At 74.8% G+C, this 14693-nt stretch carries 16 protein-coding genes; 7 read left to right on the forward strand and 9 right to left on the reverse strand.

Annotated elements, in window-relative coordinates; all coding sequences use genetic code 11:
• The 7 genes from EOE48_RS25700 to EOE48_RS25730 form a co-directional block, all read right to left on the reverse strand.
• A partial coding sequence (locus EOE48_RS25700; RefSeq protein ID WP_148239802.1) for a 1-deoxy-D-xylulose-5-phosphate synthase N-terminal domain-containing protein occupies positions 1-167 on the reverse strand: 167 nt, incomplete at its 3' end.
• 192 nt (positions 168-359) lie between these two features.
• A complete protein-coding gene (locus EOE48_RS25705) occupies positions 360-635 on the reverse strand; it encodes an exodeoxyribonuclease VII small subunit (RefSeq protein ID WP_127733732.1) in 276 nt (91 codons plus the stop codon).
• Positions 636-766: 131 nt separating this feature from the next.
• Positions 767-1279 carry a tyrosine phosphatase family protein gene (locus EOE48_RS25710; protein WP_127733733.1) on the reverse strand — a complete coding sequence of 171 codons (513 nt, stop codon included), beginning with the start codon at positions 1277-1279 and terminating at the stop codon, positions 767-769.
• A 113-nt stretch (positions 1280-1392) separates the two neighbouring features.
• The gene (locus EOE48_RS25715; protein WP_127733734.1) at positions 1393-2988 is read right to left on the reverse strand and encodes an ABC transporter substrate-binding protein; all 1596 of its coding nucleotides are present in this window, start codon (positions 2986-2988) and stop codon (positions 1393-1395) included.
• The gene (locus tag EOE48_RS25720; RefSeq protein ID WP_127733735.1) at positions 2985-5360 is read right to left on the reverse strand and encodes a sensor histidine kinase; all 2376 of its coding nucleotides are present in this window, start codon (positions 5358-5360) and stop codon (positions 2985-2987) included. The genes EOE48_RS25715 and EOE48_RS25720 overlap by 4 nt, the downstream gene beginning before the upstream one ends.
• A gap of 41 nt (positions 5361-5401) precedes the next feature.
• The gene (locus EOE48_RS25725) at positions 5402-5650 is read right to left on the reverse strand and encodes a hypothetical protein (protein ID WP_127733736.1); all 249 of its coding nucleotides are present in this window, start codon (positions 5648-5650) and stop codon (positions 5402-5404) included.
• 23 nt (positions 5651-5673) lie between these two features.
• The gene (locus EOE48_RS25730; protein ID WP_127733737.1) at positions 5674-5913 is read right to left on the reverse strand and encodes a hypothetical protein; all 240 of its coding nucleotides are present in this window, start codon (positions 5911-5913) and stop codon (positions 5674-5676) included.
• A gap of 175 nt (positions 5914-6088) precedes the next feature.
• Between EOE48_RS25730 and EOE48_RS25735 the strand changes: the two genes are divergently transcribed.
• The gene (locus tag EOE48_RS25735) at positions 6089-7129 is read left to right on the forward strand and encodes a helix-turn-helix domain-containing protein (protein WP_127733738.1); all 1041 of its coding nucleotides are present in this window, start codon (positions 6089-6091) and stop codon (positions 7127-7129) included.
• A 14-nt stretch (positions 7130-7143) separates the two neighbouring features.
• On the opposite strand, the gene EOE48_RS25740 is transcribed toward EOE48_RS25735, so the two are convergent.
• Positions 7144-7401 (reverse strand): hypothetical protein, encoded by a 258-nt coding sequence (locus EOE48_RS25740; protein WP_127733739.1) that lies wholly within the window; start codon positions 7399-7401, stop codon positions 7144-7146.
• A 239-nt stretch (positions 7402-7640) separates the two neighbouring features.
• Here EOE48_RS25740 and EOE48_RS25745 point away from each other — a divergent pair, with 239 nt between their 5' ends.
• Positions 7641-8852, forward strand: a complete 1212-nt coding sequence (locus EOE48_RS25745) for a PQQ-dependent sugar dehydrogenase (protein WP_127733740.1) — start codon at positions 7641-7643, stop codon at positions 8850-8852.
• 6 nt (positions 8853-8858) lie between these two features.
• On the opposite strand, the gene EOE48_RS25750 is transcribed toward EOE48_RS25745, so the two are convergent.
• On the reverse strand, positions 8859-9587 hold the full coding sequence (locus EOE48_RS25750) for a hypothetical protein (RefSeq protein ID WP_127733741.1): 729 nt from the start codon (positions 9585-9587) through the stop codon (positions 8859-8861).
• Positions 9588-9766: 179 nt separating this feature from the next.
• Between EOE48_RS25750 and EOE48_RS25755 the strand changes: the two genes are divergently transcribed.
• The 5 genes from EOE48_RS25755 to EOE48_RS25775 all read left to right on the forward strand — a co-directional run bounded on the left by EOE48_RS25755 (position 9767) and on the right by EOE48_RS25775 (position 14680).
• Entirely contained in the window at positions 9767-10393 is a 627-nt protein-coding gene (locus EOE48_RS25755; protein ID WP_127733742.1) for a LemA family protein, read from the forward strand.
• 7 nt (positions 10394-10400) lie between these two features.
• Positions 10401-11198 carry a TPM domain-containing protein gene (locus EOE48_RS30325; RefSeq protein WP_127733743.1) on the forward strand — a complete coding sequence of 266 codons (798 nt, stop codon included), beginning with the start codon at positions 10401-10403 and terminating at the stop codon, positions 11196-11198.
• On the forward strand, positions 11198-11839 hold the full coding sequence (locus EOE48_RS25765; RefSeq protein WP_127733744.1) for a TPM domain-containing protein: 642 nt from the start codon (positions 11198-11200) through the stop codon (positions 11837-11839). Before EOE48_RS30325 ends, EOE48_RS25765 begins: the two co-directional genes overlap by 1 nt.
• Positions 11840-11986: 147 nt before the next feature.
• The gene (gene nikR, locus EOE48_RS25770; RefSeq protein WP_127733745.1) at positions 11987-12430 is read left to right on the forward strand and encodes a nickel-responsive transcriptional regulator NikR; all 444 of its coding nucleotides are present in this window, start codon (positions 11987-11989) and stop codon (positions 12428-12430) included.
• 231 nt (positions 12431-12661) lie between these two features.
• Complete coding sequence (locus tag EOE48_RS25775) at positions 12662-14680, forward strand: TonB-dependent receptor (protein WP_127733776.1); 2019 nt, start codon at positions 12662-12664, stop codon at positions 14678-14680.
• The last annotated feature ends 13 nt before the right edge of the window (positions 14681-14693 follow it).

Here is a 14693-nt window from a genome sequence, read left to right on the forward strand (position 1 = left end):
TCGACGACGCCGAGGCCCGCGCCGAGATGGCCGCCGGTGACCGACACCGCGTCGATGGTCTCGGCGCGCAGCTCCGCGGCGACCTGCGGCAGGTCGCTCTCGGGGAGCCGGCGAAGATCAGACGGGACCCGGACCTGATCGAGGAGGGGAAGCGTGAGCGTCGACACCGAACGTCCTCATGTCCGGAAAGGGGGAAACCCGCGGGCGGGAGCGGGGGAGCCGGGCACGGGCCCGTCGTTCCACGCTCCGGCGGGGCGGACCGGACGGGCCGGCCCTGCGGCGGTGCGGCCGCGCCGGCGCAGGGCCGGGCCGACGGCCCGGATTCCGCAGGCGTGGTCGCGCGACGTCACCGGAGCGCCTCAGGCCACGTCCAGGGGCGCCGTCCCGGCAGCCTGACCGTCGGCGCCGAGGGTGATGCGCTGGATGCGGGCCTCGGCCCGCTGCAGCAGGGACTCGCAATGCCGCTTCAGCGCCTCGCCGCGCTCGTAGATCGCGACCGACTCGTCGAGCGGGACGTTGCCCTGTTCGAGCCGCTGCACGATGCCCTCGAGCTCCTCCAGCGCCTTCTCGAAGGGAAGGTCGCCGGGGCCGGGCGGGGAGGCCGCCGGCGCGGCCTCGGACCGTGCTGCGGTCATGCGGGATGCTCCTTGTCGAGCGCCGGGTTATGGCCCTCGCGGCGGCGTGAAACAACCCTCGGGCACGATCCCGCGTCCGCGCCGGTCAGTTTCCGCGCCGGGGCAGCATTCGGGTCACACCGGGAACGATCTCAGTCGAGGTCGAGGCAGAACGGCTCGCCCTCGAAGGCGTCGCTCCCGCGCCCGATCGCCTCGGCGGCGGCGACCATGCGCCCGTCGCGTCCCAGCATCTCGTCGGCGACGGCGATCAGGCGCCGGTTCGGCGTCGCCGAGGGCGAGGCGAGGCGCAGCCGCCCGGCGATCTCGGCCTCGTCGCGCTCCGGCCGCAGGGCGCAGGCGGCGATGAAGGCCGCCGCGGTCGAGCGGCTGATGCCGGCGTAGCAGTGGATGACCAGCGGCTTCTCCCGCCCCCAGGCGCGGACGAAGTCGAGGAAGCCCTCGACATGGGCGCGGTCGGGCAGGATGTGGTCCTGCATCGGCGCGGTGATGTCGCTGACGCCGATGAACAGGTAGTTGGCCGCCGCGACCGAGGCCGGCCGCGTCACCGCCGTGCCGACGTTGATGAGCGTCACCACGTGGCTGGCCTCCGCCGCCGCGACGGTGTCGGGCAGGCGCGACAGGGGACAGACATAGAGCTTCGGCATCGGGGGCGGGCTTCGAGGTGGCCGGGGCCTTCCGTCATAGGGCCGGCGCCGCCCGAAGGGAATGGCGCCGGGGTCAGGGCGCAGGGCCATCGCTCTGAAGCGATGGCCCCGGGTCAGGGCGGATCGCGCAGGCTCACGTCGCGGAACAGGTGGCGGCCGAGGGGGTCCATGCGGTAGCCGGTCACCTCGCGCCGCGCCGCCACGAAGGTCGCCGAATGGGCGATCGGCACCCACGGCGCCTCGGCCTTGAATCGGCGCAGGGCCCGGGCGTAGAGCGCGGCCCGGCGCTCCTGGTCGGCGATGCCGCGGGCCTCGGTGACGAGGGCGTCGAAGGCCGGGTCGCACCAGCGGGCGATGTTGCTGCCCCCGGGCCGGGCGGCGCCGCAGCCGAGCAGCACGCCGAGGAAGTTGTCCGGGTCGGCGTTGTCGGCGGTCCAGCCGAACAGGGCCATCTGCGGCCGGCCGGCGAGCATCGTCGCCCGGTAGGCGCTCCATTCCTGGGTCACCAGCCGCAGGCGGATGCCGATCCGGGCGAGGTCGGCCTGGATCAGCTCGGCGATCCGGCGCCCGTCCGGGCTGTAGGCGCGGCTGATCGGCGGATACCACAGCTCGGCCTCGAACCCCTCCGGGAAGCCGGCCTCGGCGAGCAGCCGCACCGCCGCGGCGCGGTCGAGGGGCTCGTCGCGGATCGCCGGGTCGTAGGCCCACAGGTTCGGCGGGATCGGCGTGCGCGCCGGGGTGCCGCCGGCGCCGTAGACGCCGGCGACGATCGCCTCCTTGTCGATCGCCAGGGTGACGGCCCGGCGCACCCGCACGTCGTCGAAGGGCGGCTTGCTCGTGTTGAGCGACAGGTAGCCGATGTTCAGCTCCTCCTCGCGCAGCAGCATCAGGGCCGGGTCGGCGGCGATGCCGGCGAGGTCGGCCGGGTTGGGGAACGGCATCAGGTGGCACTCCCCCGCCTTGAGCTTGGCGAGGCGCACCGCGGCGTTGGGGGTGATCGAGAACACCAGGGTGTCGACCGGCTGGCGCCCGCCCCAGTAGTCCGGGAAGGCCCGGTAGCGCAGGCCGACATCGGGCTGGAACCCGGCGAAGCTGAACGGCCCGGTGCCGATCGGCTCGCGGTCGATCCGCTCCGGCTCGCCGGCGGCGCGCAGGGCCGCGGCGTATTCCGCCGACAGGATGCCGCCGAGCGCCACCGCGAGGTTGGCGAGGAACGTCGCGTCGGGCTCGCGCAGGCGCAGGCGCACCGTGCGCGGGTCGAGTGCCTCGACCGCCGCGAGCAGGCCCGGCAGGCCGAGGTCGTTGAAGTACGAGTAGGTGCCCCCCGACACCGGGTGGAACGGGTGGTCGGGCTTCCATTGCCGCTCGATCGAGAACACCACGTCCTCGGCGGTCAGCGGCCGGGTCGGCCGGAAGCGGGCGCTGCGGTGGAAGGCGACGCCCTCGCGCAGGCGGAAGACGTAGTCGCGCCCGTCCGGCGAGATCGTCCAGGATTCGGCCAGCGCCGGGCGGATCGTGGTCGAGCCCGGGGCGAACTCGACCAGCGTGTTGTAGAGCGGCCAGGTCGCGTCCATGCCGGTCGTCGTGGTGACGAGCTGCGGGTTGAGCGATTCCGGGTTGCCCTCGGAGCAGAACACCAGGGTGCGGGCGGCGGCGGGCGCCGGCGCCAGCAGGGCGGCGAGGACCGCGAGGGCCGGGATCCGGATCACGCGGAGTGCTCCTCGGCGGCGCCCGCCGGCAGGCGGCGCGTCGCTCCCTCCGGCGCCGGCTCGGCCGGGAACTCGACCCGGATCACGGTGCCCTCGCCCTCGCGGCTCTCGACCGCGATCCGCCCCTGGAGGCGCCCGGTGACGAGGTTGTAGACGATGTGCATGCCGAGTCCCGAGCTGCCGCGGTGGCGGGCGGTGGTGAAGAACGGGTCGAAGATCCGCTCGCGGTCGGCCGGGGCGATGCCGCGTCCGTCGTCGCGCACCTCCAGCCGCACCCAGGCGCCCTCGCGCGACAGCGCGACCGCGATGCGCCCGGGGGGAGCGCCCTCGGGGAAGGCGTGCACGACGGCGTTCTTGACGAGGTTCGTGACGACCTGCGCCAGGGCGCCCGGATAGGTCTCGGCCTCGAAGGTCTCGGGCGCCACGAGGTCGAGGCGGTGGCCGCCCTGGCGCGTCAGCGGCCCGAGGCTGCGCAGCAGGTCGTCGAGCCATTCGCGCATCGGGAAGCGCCGGCGCTCGTCGCTGACCCGGTCGACCGCGACCTGCTTGAAGCTGTGCACGAGGTCGGCCGCCCGCGACAGGTTGGCGGCGAGCAGGTGCGCGCCCTCCTGCACCCGGTCGACATAGGCCAGCAGCCGCGAGCGCGAGAGCTGGTTGCCGGCGGCGACCGGGCGGAAGTCGCGGGCCTCGTCGCGCACGAGGGTCGCGGTGGTCAGCGCGATGCCGAGCGGCGTGTTGATCTCGTGGGCGACCCCGGCGACGAGCTGGCCGAGGGAGGCGAGCTTCTCCGCCTGGATCAGGTCGGCCTGGGTCTGGCGCAGCTCGGCCAGGGTGCGGTCGGCCTCCTCCTTGGCCCGGCGCAGCGCCCGCTCGCGCCGGCCGATCTCGTCGACGAACACCCGCGTCGCCCGGGCCATGTCGCCGAGCTCGTCGCGGCGCTCCACCGCCCCGAGATGCCGGCGCGACGGGTCGGCGGCGAGCGCCAGCATGTCGCGCTGCAGGCCCCGCAGCGGCCCGGTGATCGAGCGCGCCACGGCGAGCGCCGCGGCCGAACCGAGGACGAGGCCGGCGGTGGCGCCGACGAGGAGCAGGCTGCGGATCGACTCGCCGTAGCGGTCGGCGTCGGTGATGAACAGCTCGTTCAGGCCGCGCGCCGTCTCGCCGATCGTCGCGGCGAGGCGGTCCATCTCGACGATGTCGGAGTTCTGCCGCCGCAGGCGGCCGATCGTGGTCTCGAGGCGCTCGCGCCAGCCGTCGATGGCGTCGACCATCTCGCCCTGGATCAGCGGCGAGATCGGCAGGGCGGCGGCGGTGGCCGACAGCGCCTCGCCCTCGGCCAGCATCGCCCGGGCGGCGGCGGGGTCGCGCCGGCTCAGGGCCTCGGCGGTGCGCTGGCCGAGCTTGAGGGTGGCGAGCGCGATGTTCTGGGTCGCCTGCTCGGTCTCGTTGGCCTGGACCGCGTAGGCGAGGAGCTGCGAGACCTCGTCGTGCAGGGAGCGCTGGGCGGTGCCGTCGAGCTTGAGGACCCGCTCGCACCACTCGCCGAGCACGTTGGCCGGCGAGGGCAGGGCGGCCGGGGCGCCGGCGACGGCGAGGATGCCGGGCTCGGCGCCGGCGCGCGAGCCCTCGTAGGCGGCGGCGAGGATCAGGAGTTCCCCGGCCTCGTCGGGGCGGCCGTCGTCGCGCAGGGCCGCCCCGACGGTGCGGGCGGCGTTGCGCACCCGCACGAGGCTCGCCGCGAGCGGAACCTCGGCCGCCTGCGCCGCGCCGGGGACCTCGCGGGCCGTCTCCCGGGCCGCGCCGATCTCGGCCTCGGCGACCGCGGCGCGCAGGTCGTTGACCGCCGTGACGACGTCGCGGACCAGCCGCAGGCGGCGGGCCTTCTCGGTGAGCGAGGCGACGAGGTCGGTGTTGGCGGCGCGCTGGCGGTCGCGGGCCTGGTCGGCGAGCGCGATCAGGGTCGCGGCCCGGTCGGCCATCTCGGCGATCAGGCCGTCGTTCTCGCGGGTGATCCGCACCAGCCCCTGCATCCGGTCGACCGATTCCGCGAGGGCGCGCCGGGCCGCGTCGATGCGGGCGTCCTGGTCGGCGGTGCGGGCGAAGCGGCGCAGGTCGGCGAGGCGGCCGGCGGCGTCCGAGGTCAGGCGGGCGAAGCGCTCGGCGTGGTCGGCGCGCTCCTCGGGCCTCGCGCCGAGATACTCGTCGCGCACCGTCGTGGCGACCGTGAGCGTCCGGTAGATCGTGCCCGCCAACACCGCGCCGGCGCGCGCCCGCTCGGCCTCGGCGAGGAGCAGCCAGCCGGCGAGCGCGATCAGGGCCGCGATGGCGATCGGAAGACCGCCGACCAGGAGGATCCTATGGCCGACCCGCATCCCGCCTCGCCCCGTGCCGGAGCGCGATTCATACGGCCCGTTCAGGCCCTCCGGCAAGGATGGGCGGGCGAGCGCCCGGAGGCCGCCCCGGCGGCGCCCCTCCGGGTCGGACCCGGAAGGTTCTTGCGCGAACGCCCCGGCCCGGTCCCGCCGGACGCCCGCGCGTCCGGCCGGGGCTTTCCCAGGCCGCGTCCCGCCTCGCCGGCGGGCGGGGCGAGGCCGAGGATCTCGCGCAGGACGAGCGCCCCCGCGGGGTCGCCGTCGAGGATCGCGGCATCGAAGTGAGGCATGGCGCCGTCTCCCGGATCCGGGCTCAGCGGGAAGCCGGGGCGGGCCCGACCATCCGGACCGGCCGCGCGCCGGGGCAGCCGGCAGGCCGATAGGGCCAGACGGCGGCGGCGCAGGCGGACGCGGCGGCCTCCTGCCGGACCGGGGCCGGCCGGTCCGGCATCCCCGGCCCGGCCGCGGCGCTCAAGGCCGCGGCCCAGGCCGCCCCCGTCGCGCCGGCGCAGACCAGCATCACCCGCATCGTCGTCGTCGTGGTCGTCGTCATGGCACCGCCCCCGTCCCGCCCGTGTTCCCGGGCCGTCTTGAGGAGGCGGTGTAGGGCCCCGCGATGTCCGGCGTTTTGCGTCGCCGGGGGCAAAGTACCGAGACCGGGATCGGAATGTTGCGTCGCGCGGTTTGCGACGAAATATGTCTCGGCCCGGGGACCGGAGGGCGCGGCGATGACGGGCACGGCTGGGGACGCCGCACGGGGCGAGGCCGAGGCCCGGCGTCGGGCGGGCCTCGTCGAGCGCGCGGTCTTCGATACCGCCGCCTTCCCGGAGGCGGAGCGGCTGGTGCAGTTCCAGCACATCGTCGGCGCGCCGAGCCTGATCCAGCCCCGCGCCGCCCCGTTCCACGCGAGGGTGCTGACCTACTGGCTCGGCCCGGTCCGGATGCGGCTGTTCGAGACCGCGCCCTACCGGGTCGAGCGTCTCCGGGCCAAGATCGACTCCGACCGGCTCGACCACGTCATGATCGTCCACCTGATCCAGGGGCGGGCGCGGGGCGACTTCGCGGGCCTGCCGGTGGAGGCGCCGGAGGGGTCGGTCTACGGCTTCGACTTCGCCCGGCCGTGCCGGATCGAGGCCGACGACGACCCGATGCGCTACCTCATGATCGGCCTGCCGCGCCCGCTCGCGGCGCGCTGGTTCGGCGATCCGGCGGCGCTGCACGGGGCGCTGCTCGACGGCGCCGGCCCGGCGGCCGCGGCGATGATGGACCTCGTGCGGCGCCTCGACACCCTGCCGGCGGCGGAGGCGCAGGGCGCCTTCGACGGCCTGATGGGCCGCCTCGCGCCGCTCTTTTCCCGCGCGGCCCGGCCGGCGGCGCCGTCGGCCTCCGACGGGGCATTGCGTGACCGGGCGCGGGCGGTGATCGAGACCCATCTGCCCGCCCGCCACCTCACCCCGGGCTTCGTGGCGCGGCAGGTCGGGGTGTCGCGCAGCCGGCTCTACGAGGCGTTCGCCCGCCACGGCGGCGTGGCGCAGCACATCCAGGCGAGCCGCCTCGCCCGCGTCCACGCGGCGCTGCTGTCGCCGGCCGAGCGGCGCAAGCTCGCGGATCTCGCCCACGACCACGGCTTCGCCAGCCCGGCCCACATGACCCGTCTGTTCCGCGACGCCTACGGCGTGCCGCCGCGGTCGCTGCGCGCCCGGCCTCGCCGGCGCCCGCCCGCCGCGCCGTCCGGTACGCCCCGGGAGGGCGTGCCCTCGGAAGCCTGACGCGGCGGGGACGCTCAGCGCGCCCGGCCGTGCCGCGCGGCGTGCGGCGCGGCGCGCTCGCGCAGGCTGCCGGTGGCCTCCGGCTGCGCCAGGAATGCGGGCGCCGGCGCCTGCACGCCGGCATAGGGCGAGCGGGGGTCGTCGTAGGGCCGGGCGTAGCTGCTCATGAAGGCGCCGCCGGCCGGCATGCGGTCGCCGCCGCTCTGCGCCAGCACGGCGCCGGGGATCGAGACGAGGGCGGCGACGAAGGTCGCCTTGACGAGACGGACCATGATGCGGTCTCCATGGTGCGGGGCGGCTCCTCGGAACCGCCGGGCCGGCGCGTCGCGCGCCGTGATGGGACACGATGTGGGGCGTCGCCGGCGGCTCGAGGGTGCGCCCGCGCACGCCGCATACGATCAGGGGCGCGGTTTCATCCCGCCGGTCCGCGCCGTCCATTGTCGCATTGACGCTGCGTTCGGGCCGCCTAGCTGCGCTGCTGCCCCGGATCCGCCCCCCTGTGAGTGCCGCGATGCGCCTGCGTCTCCTCTGCGCCTGTGCCGTCCTCGCCCTGCCGGTCCCGGCGGCGGCCGACAAGCCGCCCCGGCCGCCGATCGAGACCGCGCCGCCGAACGCCCCCGACCAGAAGCCGGCCTTTTCCGGGCAGACCCGGGCGATGCAGCCCGGCACGGCGACGAAGCTCGCGGTCACCACGGTGGCGCACGGCCTCAACGGCGTCTGGGCGTTCGCCTTCCTGCCCGGCGGGCGCCTCCTCGTCACCGAGAAGGGCGGGCGGATGCGCCTCGTCTCGCCGGAGGGCGAGGCCGGCCCGCCGGTCGCCGGCGTGCCGAAGGTCGAGGCCCGCGGGCAGGGCGGCCTGCTCGACCTCGCGGTCGGTCCGTCCTTCGTCGCTGACGGGCGGATCTACTTCAGCTACGCCGAGAAGCGCGAGGGCGGCAACGGCACCACCGTCGCCCGCGCCCGGCTGGTGGAGGAGGGCGGCCGGGCCCGGCTGGAGGACGTCGAGGTGATCTTCCGCCAGAACCCGGCCTATGACGGCGACAAGCATTTCGGCTCGCGGCTGGTCTTCTCCGGCGACGGCACGCTCTACGTCACGGTCGGCGAGCGCTCCGACCCCAAGCCGCGGGTCCAGGCCCAGAGCCTCGCCAGCGGCCTCGGCAAGGTCTTCCGCATCAAGGCCGACGGCGGCATCCCGTCCGACAACCCGTTCGCGGGCCGCAAGGACGTCCAGCCGGCGATCTGGTCCTACGGCCACCGCAACATCCAGGCCGCCACCCTCGACCAGAAGGGCCGGCTGTGGACCGTCGAGCACGGGCCGCGGGGCGGCGACGAGCTGAACCGGCCGCAGGCGGGCCTGAACTACGGCTGGCCCGAGGTGACCTACGGCATCGAGTACAGCGGCGCGCCGGTGGGGCAGGGGCTGACCCAGAAGCCCGGCACCGAGCAGCCGGTCTATTACTGGGACCCGGTGATCGGCCCCTCGGGCATGGCGCGCTACGACGGGCCGCTGTTTCCCGCTTGGCAGGACGCGATGGTGATCGGCGGCCTCGTCTCCCGGGGGCTGGTGGTGCTGAAGCTCGACGGCGACCGGGTCGTCACCGAGGAGCGGGTGCCGCTCGAAGCCCGCATCCGCGACGTCCGGGTCGGCCCGGACGGGGCGATCTACGCCGCGACCGACGCGGAATCGGGCGGGCGCATCCTCAAGATCGCGCCGCGGGTGTGAGGCTCCTCACCCCGGCGGCGGCAGGTCGCGGCGGCGCTGGGCGCGCTCGCCGGCCTCCTCGGCGCATTTCGCCGCGTGGATGGTGCGGTTGACCACCTGGAGGTTCGGCACGCCCCAGTAGCCGAGCAGGACCGGCCAGGGCGCCTCGCGGTGCTCGCGCCAGACCCGGTAGAGCGGCGTGCGGTGGTCGACCTCGGCGGTGCGCAGCAGGCGCTTGCCGGATTCGGCGCAGCGGTGGCGCTGGCGCGCCTTGAGCGCCTTCACCTGCTCGGCCGGCGCGGTCCACAGCTTCCAGGCGGCGACGCAGGCGGCGTGCCAGCCGGCGTTGCGGTTCGGCACGCCCGCCCCCCAGAGGTCGGCGTGCCAGCCGAAGCGGTAGACCGGCTGGCCGCAGATGCGGCAATGGCCGCGCTCCCGAGCGAAGGCCGGCTCGCGGAACGGCGCCGGCGGCATCCGGAAGCTCAGCGGCAGCCCGTCCTCGCGCAGGGCCCCGAGGCGCCACGTCCAGCCCTCCGGGGTGCCGGAGCGGGCGGCGAGGCCGCGGGCGAGGCGGTCGGCCCGCACGAGGTGGTGGCGCCAGTAGCTCTCGACGGCGAGGCGCGGCGTCGGCGGCACCAGCGGCCGCGACAGGGCGTGGGCCAGCACCGCGGCCGGAAACACCGCCGGCAGCGCCCGCTCCAGCCGGACGCGCGCCGCGACGTTGCGCGTCTCGCGCCACTCCGAGGCCGCGCTCATGCCCGGCCGCTCCGCCCGCCCATGCCGTCGCTCCGAATCACCGGTCCCGCCGGCTCCCGCCTCTACCCCATCCTCACGGGAATGCGAGCGGACGGGTGGCCGCGCCGGGCGCGCACCCTAGCTGTGGCGGACGGGACGCCGCCCGGCGCCCGTGGTCCGGAGACCCGACGAGGATCCCCATGCGTGCCGCCAGCCTCGCCCCGTCCCCCTCCCTCGCCGGGCGCCTGCGCCTCGCGCTCACCGCGATCGTCCTCGCCACGACCCTGTCGGCCTGCGGCGCGATCAACCGGGTGCCGACCCTGGAGGAGGACGCCAAGTCGCGCTGGGGCGAGGTCCAGAACCAGTACCAGCGCCGGGCCGACCTGATCCCCAACCTCGTCGAGACCGTGAAGGGCTACGCCCAGCAGGAGCGCGAGGTGCTGACCCAGGTCACCGAGGCGCGCGCCAAGGCGAGTTCGGTGAAGGTCGACGCCTCGTCGATCCAGGACCCGGAGAAATTCAAGCAGTTCCAGGACGCCCAGAACCAGCTTTCGGGCGCCCTCGGGCGGCTGCTCGTCACCGTCGAGCGCTACCCGGACCTGAAGTCCAACGCCAACTTCCTGGCGCTGCAATCGCAGCTGGAGGGCACCGAGAACCGCATCGCGGTGGCGCGGCGCGACTACATCCAGTCGGTGCAGGCCTACAACACCGAGATCTGCACCATCCCGGGCCGCTGGATCGCCGCGGTGCTGTATCCCGACGCCAAGCCGATGCAGTCCTTCGCGGCGACCCCGGAGTCGGACCGGCCGCCGAGCGTGAAGTTCTGACCGCCCGATGACGCGGGGAGCGCCGCTGCGCCTCGCCGGCCCGCTGCTGGCGCTGCTGCTGCTCTGTTGCGCGGCGCTGGCGCAGCAGGGCCCGGCCTTCCCGGCCCTGACCGGCCGGGTGGTCGACGCCGCCGGGATCCTGACGCCCGAGCAGGCGGCGGCGATCGCTGCGCCGCTCAAGGCGCACGAGGACAAGACCGGCGATCAGGTCGCGGTCGCCACCGTGGCCTCGCTCCAGGGCCTCACGGTCGAGGACTACGCCAACCGGCTGTTTCGCCACTGGGGCCTCGGCGGCAAGGACAGGAACAACGGCGTGCTGCTCCTCGTGGCGCCGACCGAGCGCAAGGTGCGGATCGAGGTCGGGTACGGGCTGGAGGGCGCGCTCACCGACGCCCTGACCAAGGTCGTCATCTCCGGCTCGATCGCGCCGAAGTTCAAGGCCGGCGACTTCGCCGGCGGCATCCGGGCCGGCACCGACGCGATCCTCGGCATCCTCGACCGCGACGCCGGCGAGTGGCAGCGCCGGCCGGAGGTGCGCAACGACGAGGGCCACGGCATCGACCCGATCCTGGTGGCGATCCTCGTCATCGTGCTGTGCCTCGTGCTGTCGCGCTTCCTCGGCGGCGGGCGCGGGGGCGGCGGGGGCGGGCGGCCGCACCGGCAGCGGGGCGGCGGCTGGATCGTCGTGCCGACCCCCTCCGGCGGCGGCTGGGGCGGCGGGTTCGGCGGGGGAGGCGGGTTCGACGGCGGGTTCTCGGGCGGCGGCGGCTCGTCGGGTGGCGGCGGCGCCTCGGGAGACTGGTGATGGCGTCCCGTGGTCTTCCCCGCATCCTGGCCCTGCCCGACGAGGCGGCCCGCGACCGGATCACCGCGGCGGTGGCGGCGGCCGAGCGCGGCACCGCCGGCGAGATCGTCGTGATGGTGGCGGCACGGGCCGGCGCCTACCGCACGGTGCCGCTGGCGCTGACCCTGCTCGGCACCCTCGCGGTGCCCTGGCCGCTGATCCTCTTCACCGGGCTCAGCGCCGGGCGGATCGCCCTGGTCCAGCTCGCCGCGGCGGTGGCGCTGCTCCTCGTCCTCGCGGCCCTGCGCCGCCTCGCCCTGGTGCCGCGCCGGCTGCGGCGGGCGCGGGCGCGGGACGCGGCGGCGCGGGAATTCTGGTCGCGCGGGCTCAGCCGCACCCGCGGGCGCACCGGCGTGCTGATCTACGTCGCGCTGGCCGAGCGCTACGCCGAGATCATCGCCGACGCGGCAATCCGCGACCGGGTGCCGGAGGAGGCGTGGCGCCGGACCCTGACCGGCCTGATCGAGGCGCTGGGCCGCGGGGCGCTGACCGAGGGGCTGATCCGGGCGGTGGAGGAGACCGGCGCGATCCTGGCCGAGGCGGCGCCGCCCGGCCCGGAGGACCGCAACGAGCTGCCGGACCGGGTGATCCTGTCGGGGTAGCTCCGGCACCCGTTCCGGCCGGACCGCCCATCCACCGCCCGGAAAGCCCGGTTCCGCCGGGAGCCTGCCCCCCGCTCCGGCTGTTCAGCCCCCGTCCGTGCCCCTACCAAGGCCGCCGGCGAACCGAGGGAAACGGGCGGGGCGGGCATGCAGCGCATCACGATCACCATCGACGACGAGCTGCTGGCGGCGGTCGACCGGCTCTGCAGCGAGCGCGGCTACGCCAGCCGCTCCGAGGCGGTGCGCGACCTCGTCCGCGACGCGGTCGCCCCGTCGCGGGTGGCCCGGGACGGCGGCGCGCCCTGCTACGGGGCACTGAGCTACGTCTACGATCACGGCACGCGCGACCTGGCACGCCGCCTGACCGACGAGGGCCACCACCACGGGGTCTCGGTCGCCAGCCTGCACGTGCACCTGACGCGGGACGATTGCCTGGAAGTCGCGGTGCTCCGCGGCTCGGCGACGGCTCTGCAGGCCTATGCCGACAGCGTCGTCACGCAGCGCGGCGTGCGCTACGGCCACCTGCGGCTCATCCCCGGGAACGGCGCCGGGCCGGACGATCACCCGCACGGCGACGACACCGGCGGGTGAGGATCGCCGGTCACAGCCGGCGGTGTGATTTTTGCGTAGGTTCCTCATACGCGGAGCGTGCGAGGGGCACGCCCCGATGCCGCATCCGGAACGCCGTTGTCCCGCTTCGCCCTCTCCGCGCGCGCCGGCGCGCTGCTCGGCCCCGTCGGCCTCGTGCTGGTCGCCCCGCACGCCTGGGCCGCACCGGCGGCCGGGTCTCCCGACACGATCGCGCTGTCGGAGATCTCGGTGGTGGCCGAGGCGCCGGCGGCCACCACCTCGGCCACGCCCAATGCCAGCGCCGCCTATGTCGGCGGCGTGACCGGCATCGGCGGGACGCTGCGGCCGGTCGATGCCGCGAGCGCCGGCCTCATCACGGGCGCGCAGATCAACAGCCGTCCGGTCACCCGGCCCGGCGAGGTGCTGGAAGAGGTGCCCGGCCTCATCATCACGCAGCATTCGGGCGAGGGCAAAGCCAACCAGTACTTCCTGCGCGGCTTCAACCTCGACCACGGCACGGACATCGCCATCAGCGTCGACGGCATGCCGGTGAACATGCGCACCCACGCCCACGGCCAGGGCTATGCCGACCTCAACTTCCTGATCCCGGAACTCGTCGGCGCGGTCGAGTTCCACAAGGGCCCGTACTTCGTCCGCGACGGCGACTTCGCCTCGGCCGGCTCGGTGCGGATCGACTATCTCGACACGCTCAACCGCACCATCGCTCTTGCCACGGTCGGCAGCTTCGGGCTCAGGCGCGCCCTCTCGGCCGCCTCGACGCCGCTCGGCGAGGGCAATCTGCTGGTGGCCGGCGAGGCGCAGACCTACGACGGGCCGTGGGCGGTGCCGGACACCCTGCGCAAGCTTAACGGGGTGGTGCGCTACAGCCAGGGCACGCCGCTCGACGGCTTCGCCGTCACCGGCATGGGCTACTGGGGCAGGTGGAATGCCACCAACCAGATCCCCGAGCGGGCGGTGGCGGAGGGCCTCACCGGCCGCTACGGCACCCTCGACCCGACCGACGGCGGCGACACCGGCCGGTTCTCGCTGTCGGGGCGCTGGAGCCAGTCGGATTCCGGCGGCGTCACCCGGGCCTCGGCCTACGCAATCCGCTACGGGATGAACCTCTGGAACAACTTCACGTATTTCCTCAACGATCCGGTCGGCGGCGACCAGTTCCGCCAGCGCGACAGCCGCGTCCTCGGCGGCGGCGAGATCTCCCGCGTGTTCCAGGGTGACCTGTTCGGTCTGGCCATGGAGAACGAGATCGGCGTGCAGACCCGCACCGACGACATCCGGGTGGGCCTGTTCGACACCACCGCGCGTCGGTACCGCTCGACGGTGCTGGACGACCGCGTGCTGGAAGCGAGCGCGGCGTTCTACGTCGAGAACCGGGTGCGCTGGACCGACTGGCTGCGCACCAGCGTCGGCTTTCGCGCCGATGGGTACTATGCCGACGTTCGCTCGGACACGCTCGCCAACTCGGGCAAGGCCCGCGACGGCATCGTCAATCCGAAGCTCGGGGCGGTGTTCGGGCCGTGGCAGGAGACCGAGATCTACCTGAACTACGGCGGCGGCTTCCACTCGAACGACGCCCGTGGCGTGGTCGCCACGGTCGATCCGGTGAGCCCGCTGTTCACCATCGCGCGCTCGCCGTTCCTGGTGCCCTCGACCGGCTACGAGGTCGGCCTCCGCAACCGCTCGATCGCCGGGCTCGAAACCACCCTGGCGCTGTTCCGCCTCGACTTCGCGTCCGAGAACCTGTTCCAGGGCGACACCGGCACCACCGAGCCGAGCCGGCCGACGCGCCGCTTCGGCATCGAGTGGAGCAACCACTACGCGCTCACCCCCTGGCTCGCCCTGGAGGGCGACCTGACGATCACCAATGCCCGCTTCTCCGACCGTGATCCGGCGGGCCGGCGGGTGCCCGAGGCCCCGACCACCATCGCCTCGGCCGGGATCACCTTCGGGGAGGGCGCGGGCTGGTTCGGCTCCCTGCGCTTCCGCTACTTCGGTCCCCGTCCGTTGATCGAGGACAATGCGGTCCGGTCCAGGCCGACGGCCCTGCTCAACGGCCGGCTCGGCTACAACTTCGACGGCGGCGTCAGCCTGTCGCTCGACGTGCTGAACCTGACCAACGCGAAGTCGGACCAGATCACCTACTCCTACGTGTCACGTCTGCCGGGCGAGGACGCCGCCGGAATCGCCGACCGGCACTTCCACCCGGTCGAGCCGGCCGCCGTGCGGTTGACCTTGGCGGGCCGGTTCTGAGGCGCGAACGACG

Origin of the sequence: Methylobacterium oryzihabitans (assembly GCF_004004555.2) — a bacterium.
GTDB classification, from domain to species: Bacteria; Pseudomonadota; Alphaproteobacteria; order Rhizobiales; family Beijerinckiaceae; genus Methylobacterium; species Methylobacterium oryzihabitans.

Coding starts and splice junctions, on each gene's coding strand:
- EOE48_RS25740 (WP_127733739.1), bottom strand. CDS start 7,401: ATGGTCCGTCTCGTCAAGGCGACCTTCGTCGCCGCCCTCGTCTCGATC.
- EOE48_RS25710 (WP_127733733.1), bottom strand. CDS start 1,279: ATGCCGAAGCTCTATGTCTGTCCCCTGTCGCGCCTGCCCGACACCGTC.
- nikR (WP_127733745.1), top strand. CDS start 11,987: ATGCAGCGCATCACGATCACCATCGACGACGAGCTGCTGGCGGCGGTC.
- EOE48_RS25745 (WP_127733740.1), top strand. CDS start 7,641: ATGCGCCTGCGTCTCCTCTGCGCCTGTGCCGTCCTCGCCCTGCCGGTC.
- EOE48_RS25765 (WP_127733744.1), top strand. CDS start 11,198: ATGGCGTCCCGTGGTCTTCCCCGCATCCTGGCCCTGCCCGACGAGGCG.
- EOE48_RS25705 (WP_127733732.1), bottom strand. CDS start 635: ATGACCGCAGCACGGTCCGAGGCCGCGCCGGCGGCCTCCCCGCCCGGC.
- EOE48_RS30325 (WP_127733743.1), top strand. CDS start 10,401: ATGACGCGGGGAGCGCCGCTGCGCCTCGCCGGCCCGCTGCTGGCGCTG.
- EOE48_RS25735 (WP_127733738.1), top strand. CDS start 6,089: ATGACGGGCACGGCTGGGGACGCCGCACGGGGCGAGGCCGAGGCCCGG.
- EOE48_RS25750 (WP_127733741.1), bottom strand. CDS start 9,587: ATGAGCGCGGCCTCGGAGTGGCGCGAGACGCGCAACGTCGCGGCGCGC.
- EOE48_RS25720 (WP_127733735.1), bottom strand. CDS start 5,360: ATGCGGGTCGGCCATAGGATCCTCCTGGTCGGCGGTCTTCCGATCGCC.
- EOE48_RS25755 (WP_127733742.1), top strand. CDS start 9,767: ATGCGTGCCGCCAGCCTCGCCCCGTCCCCCTCCCTCGCCGGGCGCCTG.
- EOE48_RS25725 (WP_127733736.1), bottom strand. CDS start 5,650: ATGCCTCACTTCGATGCCGCGATCCTCGACGGCGACCCCGCGGGGGCG.
- EOE48_RS25730 (WP_127733737.1), bottom strand. CDS start 5,913: ATGACGACGACCACGACGACGACGATGCGGGTGATGCTGGTCTGCGCC.